Raw genomic sequence first — 14,793 nt, forward strand, 5'->3', positions numbered from 1 at the left:
CGTGGATCGCTTCGAGCAGTTCGTCCAAGTCCTCGCGGCGGTCCTTGGTGACCGCTTCCAGCTCAGCGGGATCCGAGCGGCGCAGGCGGGTGTTGATGTCGTCGGCCATGCGCTCCGGACGCGACGAACCCGACGAGCCCGGCAGGTCTCTGAGGTTGGCCCGTAGCCGTTCCAGCTGATAGGCCAACGACCGCGGGTTGTCCGCGTCGAACAGCATCAGCTCGGTCACGGCGGCGACGCTGACGTTGCCCACGTTGCGGCGCCGGTAGATGACCGACGATTCACACGCGACCAGGGTGGCCTCGATGATGGTTTGCTCAGCGGTCGCGCTGCGGACCTGGGTCAGCGTGGCCCGCAGCAACGCGGTCAGCCAGAGGCCGCGTTCGATGCGTTTGCCGATGTCCATGATCGTCCAGCCGACGTCGTGCACCGTCGACTCGCTGGCCACCCCGGAAAGGGTCAGCATCCCGGCCAACGTCTGCGCCTGAGCCGACGCGAGCAAGGCATCGGCCTCGGCCAGCGACTCCGGCGGGTCGGACCTTTGCACCACCGCGCGCTCCACGTTGGCCAGCACCATCCAGGTGTCGTTGGACAACTGGTCGCGAACCGCCCTGGCGGCCAAGGCCAAACCGTCCACCGACTGGACAAGTGCCCCGGGGCGCTCCGGGTCCATGGTCAGTGACCACAGCATCGACGGGGCGACGGCGATCAGCTCGGCGTGGTCGTTGCGCGTTCCGGTGTCGGTCCCGGTGATGCGGCCCAGAGCCGCCATCAGCACCGGCACGCATTCGCTTTCCTCGGTGTCCTGGTGGTGCCGGTAGACGTGGTAGCGCTCGCGGGCGACGATCAGCAACCGGGCCATGTTCTCGGCGCGTTCGCCGTAGCGTCCCATCCAGAACAGGTCGGACAGCACCCGAGGTGAGCTCACGCCCAGGGTGCCCGCGCCGCTCTTCGCCGGCGCCGTCGGCAAGGACGGAAGGGCCACGGCCTCGGCCCGCGCACGCTCCGTGGGACGCACCCAGACATCTTTTGCCGCAACGGTTTTCAGCGTGTACCCGGCGGGGCCGGGCGCCAGCACGTAGCCCAGCCCGCCGATCATCGGCGCGTACCCGCTGCGCTGGGCGACGGTGAACAACCGCATCCCGACGCCGGCCGAGGACAGCACACCGGCATGGTCGGTGGGCGCCGACGAGAACGCCGGCAGCTCCTGGCCGACCCAGTGCCAGGGCATGGTCTCGATGCGCACTGCCAGATCAGCCAGTTGCCTAGACGAAAGTGTCGGTCCGACAAGGGTTTCCCCGCCCACGGTGGATTTGATCAACAGCGACGAGAGCTTTGCCAGCAGGTGCGAGCGTTCACCGGCGAAGCCGCCCCAGTACAGCGGCGCGGTCGGCAGCAGCGGGGACTCGCCGAGCAGGCGCTCGGCGAGTTCGGGCAGAAACCGAAGCAGCCCAGGGCTTTCCAGGATGCCGCTGCCGAGCGTGTTGACGACGGTGACCGTGCCGCGGTGTTGGGCCTCGACCAGGCCCACCACGCCGAGCCTGGAGTCGGCGCGCAGATCCAGCGGATCCGTGTAGTCGGCGTCGACGCGCCGCAACACGACGTCGACCCGCTTGAGCGTGCCCAGCGAGCGCATCCACAGCTTGCCGTCGCGCACCACCAAATCCGCGCTCTCCACCAGCGGGAAACCCAGCAGCGTCGCCAGATACGCCTGGTCGAAAGCCGTCTCCGAGTAGATGCCCGGGCTGAGTACCACCACCACCGGGTCCTGGGCGACGTCGGGTGCGGCGTCGATCAGTGCCAGCCGCAGCGCCTGCGCGAACGGCGTCGTCGGGCGCGGCGCGATCCGTTCGTAGAGATCGGGAATCGCGTGCGCCACCACGCGGCGGTCGGCCAGCGCGTAACCGGCTCCCGACGGCGCCTGCGTCCAGTCGGCGTTGACCTGAAAGCTGCCATCCGGCAACCGGCTCAGGTCGCAGCCGTGCATGAACAGCTGATGGTGCCCCGGCACCTCGATCCCGATGGCGGGACGCACATACCCGGGATGGGCGAACACCAGTTGGGCCGGGAGGATGCCCTCGGTGAGCAAGTGGCGCGGCCCATACAAGTCCGCAAGCACGGCGTTGAGCAGGCGCGAACGCTGCACCAGCCCCGCTTCCAGCACGTCCCAATCGGTCGCGGAGACCACCAGCGGCAGCGTGTCCAGAACCCAGGGGCCGGGCTCCAGACCGTGGCTGCCGTGGGCCCCGTCCCGGCTGGAATCGACGCCGGTGTAGGTGACGCCGTCGCTGTCGAGCAGGCTATGCACCACCGAGCCCAGCCGGTCCAGCCCGGCCCTGCCGCGTTCGGCGACGGTGTCGGCCAGCTCGGTCCAGGCCGGCCGCACGTTGCCGTTGGCGTCGACGAATTCGTCGTAGCCGATTCCCACGCCTTCGGGGCCTCCCGGGCCGGCGGGGCGTAGGTCGAACAATGCTTCCTGGGCGCGCGCGGTGCGGTACCCGGCCAGCAGGCGGTCCACGTCGTAGCGGTCGGTGGCGGTAGAAACCGCCGCCGACGATCCGCCCGCACCAAGTGTCATTACTGCTGGACGGTACGCACGCGTCGCAGGTCGAGGATGCCCGGCGCGCCGATGTCGGTGAGGATCCGGGCCTGTTTTTCCCGGATGCCGGCCAGATCGAGATTGCCGGGAGTGAATCCGGTCGCCTCGAAGCGGCGAGCGCGACGCGACTCGGCCTCGACCGCATTGACGGGCGGCGCGTCGTAGGCACGCCCGCCGGGATGGATGACGTGGTAGGTGCATCCACCTCGTGAGGTTCCGGCCGTGAGGTCGACGAGCTCGAACTGCAGCGGGCTGTCGATCGTGATCGTCGGATGCAGCGCGCTCGGTGGCTGCCAGGCCTTGAACCGCACGCCGCCGACGTGGATGTCAGGGTTGTCGGTGGCCAGCAGCGGCACCGGGTAGCCGTTGCAGGTCACCGCGTAGCGATGCCGGTCGCCGCCGATGATGCGGACCTGGATGCGCTCGACGGACGAGTCGACGTAGCGCGCGGTGCCGGTGGCGGTAGATTCCTCGCCCAGGGTATTCCAGGGCTCGATCGCCCCGCGCAACTCGATCTCCACACCGTCAAAGACGGCGGTGCCGATGCGCGGAAACCGGAACTCGGTGAACGGGTCCAGCCAGCTGGTCTCGAAGGCGATGCCATGCGCGCGCAGATCGGCCGCCACGTCGGCGATGTCGTGAATCAGGAAGTGCGGCAACAGGTATCGCCCATGCAGGTTGGCGCCGTGGCGAATCAGCGGGGCGCGCAGCGGCTCGTCCCAGAACCACGCGACCAGTGCGCGCACCAGCAGCGACTGCACCATCGCCATGCGGAGATGTGGCGGCATCTCGAACCCTCGCAGCTCGAGCAGGCCGAGCCGGCCGCGGGGGCTGTCGGGGCTGTAGAGCTTGTCGATGCAGAATTCGGCGCGATGGGTGTTGCCGGTGATGTCGGTGAGCAGGTGTCGCAGCGCGCGGTCGGTCACCCAGGGTTGGGGGCGCCCGCCGCCGGAAGACGGAGCCAGCCGGAGGATCTCGGCAAACGCGATCTCCAGCTCGTAAAGGGCTTCGGTGCGGCCCTCGTCGACCCGTGGCGCCTGCGATGTGGTGCCGACGAACCGCCCGGCGAACAGATAGGACAGCGACGGGTGTCGCTGCCAGTAGGTCAGCAGCGAGACGAGCAGGTCCGGGCGGCGCAGCAGCGGCGAGTCCGCCGGTGTGACGCCGCCCAGGGTGATGTGGTTACCGCCGCCGGTGCCGCCGTGGGTGCCGTCGATGTCGAACGACTCGGTAGATAGGCGGGCCATCCGGGCTTCTTCGTAAAGGATTTCCAGCTGCTGGTGCTGTTCGGCGAAACTCGCGGTGGGCGCGACGTTGACCTCGATGACACCCGGGTCGGGGGTGATCGTGGTGGACCTCAGCCGCGCGTCGGGCGGTGGGCCGTAGCCCTCGATCACGACCGGGCAGTCGGCAGCCGCCGCGGCGGCCTCGATGCGCGCGATCAGGTCGACGAAGTGTTCGAGCGCCTCGGTGGGCGGCAAGAAGATGTACAGCAGGCCATCGCGGACCTCGGCGACGATCGCGGTGGGCGGGGCGCCCGCGGCGTCCACCACTACCGCCTGGGCCGGGGCGGGCTCGGCCGGCAGGGCGGAGCCCACGCTCGCCAGATCGACGTCGAACGACGGCCGGGCCGGCTCCCAGCTGATCGCATCCAGCGGCAGCCGCAGACCTGCGGGCGAATCGCCCTCCAGCAACACGATGCGACCGCGACGCAGCTGCCAGTTCGCGCTGGCCCAGCCGAGGTCGTCGTCGCGCCGATGCAGCGGCAGCACGAATGCGGTTGGGGCCGTGGTGGATTCGTCGAGTCGTGCCAGCAGCGTGGCGCGGCTGTCGGTGGTGTCCGGATTACCGTCGGGGGCCAGATCGTCGCCGGGCTGTACCGGGTCGCCGGCGGGCAAGCGCACCGTGGCGGACAGCCGGGACAGCGGGTCCTCGTAGGCCGGCCGCACCTGTGCGACGGGCAACCCGAATCCCTCGGCGATCGCGGTGAGCAGCTGCCGGGCCGCTTCAGCGCCGACAGGGTCGGTGTCCGAGGCGCTCTCACCCGTCCAGGGGAAGGCCAGCAGCGCGTCGTTGGTCCACAGTGGGCGCCCGTCGGTGCGCCAGTGCAGCGCAATCTGCCAGCGCGGCAACGGCTCTCCCGGATACCACTTGCCCTGCCCGTGCTGGACGAGCCCCTGCGGGGCCCACACGGACTTCAGCCGGGCGGTCAGCTCGGAGGCCCGCTCGCGTTTGTGGGGGCCGTCGGCGGCCGTTGTCCACTCTTCGTCGACCTGGTTGTCCACCGATACGAACGTCGGCTCACCGCCGACCGTCAGTCGGACATCACCGGCGTCCAGCCGGTCGTCGACACGCTGGCCCACCTCGCAGATCGTCTGCCACGCCTGGTCGGTGTAGGGCAGCGTGACGCGCGGGTCCTCGTGGACGCGGGTCACGGTGTTGGAGAACTCCATCACCGATTCGCAGGGGTCGATCCCGCCGGTGATGGCTGCTGCTGACGCCGGGTGCGGCGTGGCCGCCAGCGGAATGTGGCCCTCGGTTGCCAATAGCCCCGACGTCGGGTCGAGCCCGATCCAGCCCGCGCCGGGAACGTAGACCTCGGCCCACGCGTGCAGGTCGGTGAAGTCGGCGGCGGGCCCAGCCGGTCCGTCGAGCGCCTTGACGTCGGACGCCAGTTGTACCAGGTAGCCGGACACGAACCGGGCGGCCAGCCCCAGCTGGCGCAGGATCGAGACCAGCAGCCACGCCGAGTCCCGGCAGGAGCCGATGCCGGTGCGCAGCGTGAAATCCGGTGTCTGGACGCCGGGTTCCATGCGCAGGCTGTAGCCCACGTCGGCGTTGACGGCGCGGTTGAGCGCGACCAGGAAGTCGATGGTGCGGGTGCCTTCCGGCATGTTGAAGTTGGCCACCCATGCCTGCGCGAGGTCGCCGGGACCGGACCCGTCGCCGTCCTCGTCGACCAGCCGCAGGTACGGCTTGAGTTCATCGGCCAGCGGCTCCGGGTAGCTGAACCCGGCGGACGGCCACGTCTCGGCCCAGCTTTGGATGAAGAAGTCGAACGGGTTGATCACCTTGAGGTCGGCGATCAGCCCCACGGTGAATGTCAGCTGGCGGGTGGGTTCGAGAAATTCCACGCTGGCCACGAAGTTGCCCACCGCGTCCTGTTGCCAGTTGATGTAGTGCTTGGCGGGCTCGATCCGCAGCGAGTACGCCTCGATGGGTGTGCGCGAATGAGGGGCCGGGCGCAGCCGCACGGTGTGCGTGGACACCCGAACCAGCCGGTCAAAGGTGTAGCTGGTGCGGTGCTCCAGCGCAACTTTGATACTCATAACCGCTGATCCCATCACAACAGCCAGCAGGCTGCAGTGTGGCGCAATTCTTACGGCGTTGGCTCTGCGTTCAGGGCGGAGTTCCGCGGGTGGGGCGCGCCCTGCGCGCAGAGTGAAAGCCCTGAGCGAAAATGCCCGTGCCGTCCTCGCAGAACGAAGACGGCACGGGCCGGTTGAACGCGAATTTTGTTGTGCTAGGGCGTCATCGGGGCGATCTGGCCGCCGGAGAGGCGGCGATAAGTGTAGGTCATGATCAGCATCGACACCGGAATCGAGATGAGGCCGCCGACGCACACCGCATTACCGACCATTCCGACCGCGACGGTGACCAAGTACGCCAGCAGCGCGCTGCCGAGGTTCTTGTTGACCGTGTCGAAGCTGGCTTTTAGCGCATCAACGGGTGCCAAGCCCCGGTCGATGACGTACGGGATGGTGAACATCGAGAAGAAAAGGAAAATGATGCCGGGGAGGAAGCACAGCGCGTAGCCGACAGAGGTGCCGACAGCGACCAGCAGCGCGGCTAGAAGAACCGAGCCCAAGTTGCGTGGTGGCTGCAGGAACGAACTGATGCTCACCGGCTGCCCGTCGGCGATTTGGAGGCATCCGGAGACGAACGCGCCCTGGATGTAGAACGCCGCCAGGAAGATGAAGAAGCCGACCAGCGCCCCACCGATCAGGAAACCGAAGAACCCCAGACCCGCGAGAGCGCCGCCACCGTCCGACGATTCTTGCCCGTACGTCGTGGTGGTGGTGGTGCCCGCTGAGCCGATCAAGACCGTGAAAAGGACAAAGTACGCGATGCCGATGATGACTGCCATTGCCGCGCCGTAAATCAGCATCGGAACGATCAGCGCCGCCGCGTTCTTGGTGAACTTGTTCCACGCCCAGTTGAACGCGTCACCCGCGCTGAATTGGATGCCGCCGCCTGCACTCGGGGTATAGCCGGCGGGGGGTTGGCCGTAGCCGGGCGGTGGCGCGGGCGCCCCGTAGCCGGCCGGCGGTGCGCCGTAACCCGGCGGCGGAGGAGGAGGTGGCGGCGGCGCGCCGTAGCCGGAAGACTGCGGCGGCTGACCGTAACCCGGAGGAGCAGGCTGGTAGCCGCCGGGAGCTTGGTCGCCGGGTCGCTGATTTCCCGGATAGCCCGGATACTCCGGGGGTTGGCTCATCACGCCTCCTATTTTCGCCGTGGGTCGGTGCGGCGAACTTAACAAATATCCGCCCGAAACGCCCATATTTCTCTCACTCTTCTTCGGCCCGCCTGCGCCGATGGCGGCGCTGATCGAAAGCTGCGCGGGCACGGGTCGTGTCGTGGCGACGTGGTATGCCTGAAACCGTGTCCGACGGTCTGTTCGACCTGCCCGGCGCGTCGCAGCCGAGTGACCGCGAGTTCGGCGTGCCGGTCGGCGCGCCGCTGGCGGTGCGGATGCGTCCGGTGTCCCTGGACGAGGTCGTCGGGCAGGACCACTTGCTGGCACCCGGGTCGCCATTGCGCCGCCTGGTGGAGGGCTCGGGCGTGGCGTCGGCCATCCTCTACGGCCCGCCGGGCAGCGGTAAGACCACCCTGGCCGCGCTGATCTCGCAGGCCACCGGGCGCCGGTTCGAGGCGCTGTCGGCATTGTCGGCCGGTGTCAGAGACGTTCGGGCCGTTATAGAAAGTGCGCGGAAGGGCGTCCTCCATGGTGAGCAGACGGTGCTGTTCATCGACGAGGTGCACCGCTTCTCCAAGACCCAGCAGGACGCGCTGCTGTCCGCGGTGGAGAACCGGGTGGTGTTGCTAGTCGCCGCCACCACCGAGAATCCGTCGTTTTCGGTGGTGGCGCCGCTGCTGTCCCGATCGCTGATCCTGCAGTTGCGGCCGCTGACCGCCGACGACATCCGCACCGTGGTGCAGCGCGCGATCGAGGACCCGCGCGGCCTGGCCGGGCGCGTCGTGGTGCAACCCGAAGCCGTCGACCTGCTGGTGCAATTGGCCGCCGGCGACGCCCGCCGGGCGCTGACAGCGCTGGAGGTCGCTGCCGAAGCCACCGAGCAGGTGAGCGTTGAGACCATCGAGCAGTCCCTGGACAAGGCCGCGGTGCGCTACGACCGTGACGGCGACCAGCACTACGACGTCATCAGCGCCTTCATCAAGTCGGTGCGCGGTTCCGACGTCGACGCCGCACTGCATTATCTGGCCCGCATGCTGGTCGCGGGGGAGGACCCGCGCTTCGTCGCGCGTCGGCTGGTGATCCTGGCCAGCGAGGACATCGGCATGGCCGACCCGACCGCGCTGCAGACCGCGGTCGCCGCCGCGCAGACCGTGGCGCTGATCGGCATGCCCGAAGCCCAGCTGACGCTGGCGCACGCCACCGTCCACCTGGCCACCGCGCCGAAGTCGAACGCGGTCACCACCGCGCTGGGGGCGGCGATGGGCGATATCAAGGCGGGAAAGGCCGGTCTGGTGCCGGCGCATCTGCGCGACGGGCACTACTCGGGTGCGGCGGCGCTGGGCAACGCGCAGGGTTACAAGTACTCCCACGACGACCCGGACGGCGTTGTCGCCCAACAGTATCCGCCGAGCGAGCTGGTCGGCGTGGACTACTACCGGCCGACCAACCACGGCGGTGAACGCGAGATCGCCGGACGGCTGGAGCGGCTCCGCGCGATCATCCGCAACAAGAGGGGACGGCAATGACGTCTGGGAAGACCTTCACCGACGAAGAGATGGGCCGACTGCTGCCCACTGCCAAGGCCTACAGCGTCGTGATCCTCAAGCAGGGGCCGAAGTACGGCGAAGAGAGTGCGCCCGCGATCGTCTGGGAACACGGCCGTCGCAACTTCGGGCTGCGCGACGACGGCGTGCTGGCCGTGGTGCTGCCCGTCACCGACGGATCCGACGTGTGCGGCATCGGGGTGTTCGACGCGACCGTCGAGGACACCGAGGCGATCATGGCCGACGACCCCGGGGTGGTCGCCGGCGTGTTCACCTACCAGGTGCACCCCTGCCGCGGATTTCCCGGTGACGCGCTGCGGTAGGAGCTGGCGCTAGACCAGCTCGGGTACCCGCAGGTGGGCGATCGCCAGCTCGAACTCCTCGACGTCGTACTGGTCCACGCCGAGGTTGCGCAGCTGGGCGGTCCGCAACGAACGGGACTGCTCCCGGTTACGGTCCATCGCGTCGAGGCTGTCGAACGTCGTCGACACCACCGCGCGGGCGGAGATGCAGTCGATCAACATGCTGGTGCTGCAGAAACCCTCGAGCTCCTCGATCTCCGGCACGATAACCAACCGGTAGTAGTCGATCGCATTGTCGAATTGGTCGGGCCGCACCTTGACCCACGTGGCCCGCACACAGGCGTCCGGACCTGAGCGGTGGTCGCGGTGCAACACCGCGATCTCCCACTGGTCGACGGCGGTGTAACCGCTGAACTGCTCGGCGGCGTCCTTGCGTATCTGCCACACCGTCTCGGCGCTGTCGCGCATCGCGTCGTGGGAGTCCCAGGAGCTGGTCGCTATGCATCTGCCGGTTTCCCGGTTGACCAACAGTGACAAGCCCAGGCACCCTTCGATCTCTCTTAGTGCCGGCATCACGACGTCGCGCACGTGCGCAATGCCTGCGTCGATTGACCCTGGATTCGCCTGGATGGTCGTAGAGCGTGCGAACGCGTACACAGTCGGCCCTCTCCGTCTCGGGCAGCGCCCCGGCGCGCCACCGGTACTCCCATACGTTCCTCCGACGGATCAGCCATGGCAATAGGTTCCCCAGGCGAAAGTTCGCTGACATTTGCGCAGATTGGCAGCTCACCGCGGCCCGCCCGTAGGGTAGGACCGATGATTACCGATGTGCTGGATGTGGACACCTCGCGTCGTCGCATCGTCGATCTCACAGACACGGTGCGCAGGGTCTGCTTCAGCTACGGCGACGGTTTGCTGAACGTGTTCGTCCCGCATGCGACGGCCGGGGTCGCGATCATCGAGACCGGCGCCGGTTCCGACGACGACCTGGTCGACACCCTGGAGCGGCTGCTGCCGCGCGACGATCGGTACCGGCACGCACACGGCTCCTCCGGCCACGGCGCCGACCACGTGTTGCCGGCCATCGTCGCGCCGTCGGTGATGGTGCCGGTCTCCGCAGGCGAGCTGTTGCTGGGCACCTGGCAAAGCGTCGTTCTGGTCGACCTGAACCGGGACAACCCGCGGCGGACCGTGCGTTTGAGCTTCCTGGAAGGTTAAGCGCGAGGTCAGCGGCCCACCGGTACTGTGAATGCGTCGTTGGGCAGCCTTCTAATAAGCCCGGCGCATAGGCTGGGATCCGACCCCGAGCACGGAACTAAGGAAAGAACAACAGTGCAGACACACGAGATCAGGAAGCGGTTCCTTGATCATTTCGTGGAAGCCGGCCACACCGAGGTGCCCAGCGCCTCGGTGATCCTCGACGACCCCAACCTGTTGTTCGTCAACGCCGGCATGGTCCAGTTCGTGCCCTTCTTCCTGGGTCAGCGCACGCCGCCATACGCAACGGCCACCAGCATCCAGAAGTGCATCCGCACACCCGACATCGACGAGGTGGGCATCACCACCCGGCACAACACCTTCTTCCAGATGGCCGGCAACTTCTCGTTCGGTGACTACTTCAAGCGCGGGGCCATCGAACTGGCCTGGGACCTGCTGACCAACAGCGTCTCCGAGGGCGGATACGGCCTGGATCCGGAAAGGCTTTGGGCCACCGTTTATCTCGACGACGACGAGGCAGCCGGGCTGTGGCAGGAGATCGCCGGGCTGCCCGCCGAGCGGATCCAGCGCCGCGGCATGGCCGACAACTACTGGTCGATGGGCATCCCCGGACCGTGCGGGCCGTCGTCGGAGATCTACTACGACCGCGGCCCCGAGTTCGGCCCCGAAGGCGGTCCGATCGTCAACGAGGACCGCTACCTCGAGGTGTGGAACCTCGTGTTCATGCAGAACGAGCGCGGCGAGGGCACCACCAAAGAGGACTACGAGATCCTCGGGCCGTTGCCCCGCAAGAACATCGACACCGGTATGGGCGTCGAACGAATCGCGCTGGTGCTGCAGAACGTGCACAACGTCTACGAGACGGATCTGCTGCGGCCGGTGATCGATCTGGTGGCCAGTCGCGCGCCCAGACCCTACGACGTCGGTAATCATGCCGACGACGTGCGTTACCGCATCATCGCCGACCACAGTCGCACCGCCGCGATCCTGATCGGCGACGGCGTCAGCCCGGGCAACGACGGCCGCGGCTACGTGCTGCGGCGGCTGCTGCGCCGGGTGATCCGCTCGGCCAAGCTGCTCGGTATCGACACCCCGATAGTCGGCGACCTGATGGCGACGGTACGCGACGCGATGGGCCCGTCCTATCCCGAACTGGTCAGCGACTTCGACCGGATCAACCGCATCGCGGTCGCCGAGGAGACCGCGTTCAACCGCACGCTGGCGTCGGGCTCCAAGCTGTTCGACGAGGTGGCCGGGACCACCAAATCCTCTGGTGCCAAGGTGGTTTCCGGGTCGGACGCCTTCACCCTGCACGACACCTACGGCTTCCCGATCGAGCTCACCCTGGAGATGGCGGCCGAAGCCGGCCTGACGGTCGACGAACCGGGTTTCCGCGAGCTGATGGCCGAGCAACGACAGCGCGCCAAGGCCGACGCCGCCGCGCGCAAGCACGCGCACGCCGACCTGACCGCCTATCGCGAGCTGGTCGACGCCGGCCCCACCGAGTTCACCGGATTCAACGAATTGTCCTCCGAGGCAAGGATTCTGGGCATCTTCGTGGACGGCAGGCGGGTTCCGGTGGTGGCCCACGCCGACACGCTCGATGCCGACCGGGTGGAGCTGGTGCTGGACCGCACCCCGTTGTACGCCGAGTCCGGCGGCCAACTCGCCGACATCGGCACCATCAGCGGGACCGGTTCGGGCGAGAGCGCCCGCGCGGCCGTCACCGATGTACAGAAGATCGCCAAAACCCTGCACGCGCACCGGGTTAACGTCGAGTCCGGGGAATTCGTGGAGGGCGACACCGTCGTCGCGGCGGTGGATCCGGGCTGGCGCAAAGGCGCCACGCAGGGACACTCAGGCACCCACATGGTGCACGCCGCGCTGCGACAAGTGCTGGGGCCCAACGCCGTTCAGGCCGGATCGCTGAACCGGCCCGGCTACCTGCGGTTCGACTTCAACTGGCAGGGACCGCTATCGGACACCCAGAGCTCACAAATCCAAGAAGTGACCAATGAGGCGGTGCAGGCCGACTTCGAGGTGCACACCTTCACCGAGCAGCTGGAGAAGGCCAAGGCGATGGGCGCGATGGCGCTGTTCGGCGAGGCCTATCCCGACCAGGTGCGGGTGGTGGAGATCGGCGGCCCGTTCTCGCTGGAACTGTGCGGCGGCACGCACGTGCCCAACTCGGCGCAGATCGGCCCGGTGACCATCCTGGGTGAATCCTCGATCGGCTCCGGGGTGCGCCGGGTGGAGGCCTACGTCGGGCTGGAGTCGTTTCGCCACCTGGCCAAGGAGCGCGCGCTGATGGCCGGGCTGGCGTCGTCGCTGAAGGTGCCGTCCGAAGAGGTGCCGGCCCGGGTCGCCAACCTGGTGGAGCGGCTCAAGGCCGCCGAGAAGGAACTCGAACGTGCCCGGCTGGCCAACGCGCGGGCGGCGGCGACCAACGCGGCGGCCGGTGCTGAGCGCATCGGTAACGTGCGTGTGGTGGTACAGCGGATGTCGGGCGGGATGACGGCGGCCGACCTGCGCTCCCTGGTCGGGGACATCCGCGGCAAGCTGGGCGGCGATCCCGCGGTGGTCGCGCTGATATCCGAGGGTGAAGGCTCGACGGTGCCCTATGCCGTCGCGGCCAATCCGGCCGCCCAGGATCTCGGCCTGAACGCCAACGAACTGGTCAAGCACCTCGCCCTGGCCGTCGACGGCCGCGGCGGCGGCAAGGCCGACCTGGCGCAAGGCTCCGGCAAGGATCCGAGCGGAATAGACGCGGCGCTCGACGCGGTGCGCTCCGAGATAGCGCGGGTCGGCTGAGTGGTCCCAACACAGCACCGCCTGCCGGATCGGCCCGGCGATTTGGATCCGGGCAGGGGCCGTCGGCTCGGCATCGACGTGGGCAGTGTGCGCATCGGGGTGGCCTGCAGCGACCCGGACGGCATCCTGGCCACCCCGGTGGAAACGGTGCGCCGCGACCGCTCCGGCAAGCATGTGCGCCGGCTGGCTGCGCTGGCAGCCGAGTTCGAGGCGGTGGAGGTGATCGTCGGGTTGCCACGCACACTGGCCGACCGCGTCGGCGCCTCGGCGCAGGACGCGATCGAGCTGGCCGAGGCTCTGGCAAGCCGCGTTGCTCCCATCCCGGTGCGCCTCGCCGACGAGCGGCTGACCACCGTCAGCGCACAGCGGTCACTGCGCGCGGCCGGTATTTCGGCCAAGAACCAGCGCGCTGTGATCGACCAGGCCGCCGCGGTGGCGATCCTGCAGTCCTGGCTCGAACAGCGTCGGGCCCAGCTGGCCGGATCAGTGCCAGGGGACGCCGGCGATGACTGACGACGTGCAGCGCGAACGGGCTGAGCCGGAGGCGGTCGGGCCGCCTCGGCAGGGGATGAGCCGCCTGGACCGGATCCACGCCGAGCGCGGCCGCCGGCGGCAGCGTTTCGCCCGCAGATTCGCCCTCAGCCTGCTGGTCGTGGTGGTGGTCGCGGCGGGCATCGTCGGCGTCAAGATGTGGCACACGATGTTCAGTTCCGACGACGACTACAGCGGCGATGGCAAGCAGGACATCATGATTCAGGTCCAGGCCGGTGATTCCACCACCGCGATCGGGGAGACGCTGCTCAAGCGCGGCGTGGTCGCCACCGTCCGCGCATTCGTCCGCGCCGCGCGCGGCAACGCCGCGATTTCGGCGATCCAGCCCGGCTTCTACCGCATGCGCACCGAAATCCCGGCGGCCACCGCGGTCGCGCGGCTCACCGACCCGAACAACCGGGTGGGCAGGCTGGTCATCCCGGAAGGGCGCCAGCTCGACAACACCACCGACGTGAAGACCAACGTGGTGACCCCCGGAATTCTGACTCTGATCTCGCAGGCCACCTGTCTGGATCTCGACGGTAACCGGCACTGCGTCTCGGTCGACGATCTGCGCAAGGCGGCGGCCACCAGCGCTCCGTCTGCGTTGGCGGTGCCGAAGTGGGCGATTCAGCCGGTGACCGGCCTCGGCAACGACCATCGCCGGATCGAAGGCCTCATCGCACCGGGGACCTTCAACGTCGATCCGTCGGCCTCGCCCGAGACGATCTTGGCCGGCCTGATCACCGCCGGCACCGCGGCGTACACGCAATCCGGGTTGGACGACATCGCCGCGTCCCAGGGCTTGTCGCCCTACGACATTCTGGTGGTTGCGTCGCTGGTGCAGCAGGAAGCCAGGTCGCAGGATTTCGCGAAGGTGGCCCAGGTCATCTACAACCGCCTGCACATTCACCACACGCTGGAATTCGACTCGACGGTGAACTATCCACTGGACCGCCGCGAGGTGGCCACCAGCGACGCGGACCGCGCACAGCGCACGCCGTGGAACACCTACGTATCCCCGGGACTGCCGGCCACCGCGATCTGCTCTCCCGGCGTGGATGCGCTGCGGGCCGCCGAGCATCCCGAGCCGGGTGACTGGCTGTACTTCGTCACCATCGATGCCCAGGGCACGACGCTGTTCACCAAGGATTATCAACAGCATTTGGCCAACATCGAGCTGGCTAAGCGCAACGGTGTCCTCGACTCGGCCCGTTAGGGGGCGCGCTAGGGGACCCGCTAGGAGGGCGGCCGTCCTCGGCAAACCGATCGCGCATTCGAAATCCCCGCAACTGCACCTGGCCGCCTATC

10 protein-coding genes and 1 pseudogene are annotated in these 14,793 nt (G+C 68.3%); 7 read left to right on the forward strand and 4 right to left on the reverse strand.

What is annotated here, in order from left to right:
• From VML93_RS09445 to VML93_RS09455, 3 genes are all read right to left on the reverse strand, one after another.
• Positions 1 to 2,578: circularly permuted type 2 ATP-grasp protein (locus tag VML93_RS09445; RefSeq protein ID WP_325609955.1), on the reverse strand; the 2,578-nt coding region annotated here is incomplete at its 3' end.
• Positions 2,578 to 5,928, reverse strand: coding sequence for a DUF2126 domain-containing protein (locus VML93_RS09450; RefSeq protein ID WP_325609957.1), 3,351 nt, complete (start codon positions 5,926 to 5,928; stop codon positions 2,578 to 2,580). The genes VML93_RS09445 and VML93_RS09450, both read right to left, overlap by 1 nt.
• Positions 5,929 to 6,122: 194 nt before the next feature.
• On the reverse strand, positions 6,123 to 7,094 hold the full coding sequence (locus tag VML93_RS09455) for a hypothetical protein (RefSeq protein WP_325609958.1): 972 nt from the start codon (positions 7,092 to 7,094) through the stop codon (positions 6,123 to 6,125).
• A gap of 155 nt (positions 7,095 to 7,249) precedes the next feature.
• Here VML93_RS09455 and VML93_RS09460 point away from each other — a divergent pair, with 155 nt between their 5' ends.
• Positions 7,250 to 8,602, forward strand: a complete 1,353-nt coding sequence (locus tag VML93_RS09460) for a replication-associated recombination protein A (RefSeq protein ID WP_325609960.1) — start codon at positions 7,250 to 7,252, stop codon at positions 8,600 to 8,602.
• Positions 8,599 to 8,943 (forward strand): hypothetical protein, encoded by a 345-nt coding sequence (locus VML93_RS09465; RefSeq protein ID WP_325609962.1) that lies wholly within the window; start codon positions 8,599 to 8,601, stop codon positions 8,941 to 8,943. Before VML93_RS09460 ends, VML93_RS09465 begins: the two co-directional genes overlap by 4 nt.
• Positions 8,944 to 8,952: 9 nt before the next feature.
• Here the strand turns inward: VML93_RS09465 and VML93_RS09470 are convergent, their stop codons facing one another.
• The gene (locus VML93_RS09470) at positions 8,953 to 9,579 is read right to left on the reverse strand and encodes an antibiotic biosynthesis monooxygenase (RefSeq protein WP_325609964.1); all 627 of its coding nucleotides are present in this window, start codon (positions 9,577 to 9,579) and stop codon (positions 8,953 to 8,955) included.
• Positions 9,580 to 9,750: 171 nt separating this feature from the next.
• Here VML93_RS09470 and VML93_RS09475 point away from each other — a divergent pair, with 171 nt between their 5' ends.
• The 5 genes and pseudogenes from VML93_RS09475 to VML93_RS09495 all read left to right on the forward strand — a co-directional run.
• The gene (locus VML93_RS09475; protein WP_325609971.1) at positions 9,751 to 10,140 is read left to right on the forward strand and encodes a secondary thiamine-phosphate synthase enzyme YjbQ; all 390 of its coding nucleotides are present in this window, start codon (positions 9,751 to 9,753) and stop codon (positions 10,138 to 10,140) included.
• Between the two features lie 114 nt (positions 10,141 to 10,254).
• Positions 10,255 to 12,951, forward strand: coding sequence for an alanine--tRNA ligase (alaS, locus tag VML93_RS09480; protein ID WP_325609965.1), 2,697 nt, complete (start codon positions 10,255 to 10,257; stop codon positions 12,949 to 12,951).
• Complete coding sequence (gene ruvX / locus VML93_RS09485; protein ID WP_325609967.1) at positions 12,952 to 13,464, forward strand: Holliday junction resolvase RuvX; 513 nt, start codon at positions 12,952 to 12,954, stop codon at positions 13,462 to 13,464.
• Positions 13,457 to 14,701 (forward strand): endolytic transglycosylase MltG, encoded by a 1,245-nt coding sequence (locus tag VML93_RS09490; RefSeq protein ID WP_325609969.1) that lies wholly within the window; start codon positions 13,457 to 13,459, stop codon positions 14,699 to 14,701. Before ruvX ends, VML93_RS09490 begins: the two co-directional genes overlap by 8 nt.
• Positions 14,679 to 14,793, forward strand: a pseudogene (locus VML93_RS09495) (shikimate dehydrogenase); the annotation flags it as partial. The gene VML93_RS09490 and the pseudogene VML93_RS09495, both read left to right, overlap by 23 nt.

The organism is Mycobacterium sp., from assembly GCF_035499775.1.
GTDB lineage: Bacteria > Actinomycetota > Actinomycetes > Mycobacteriales > Mycobacteriaceae > Mycobacterium.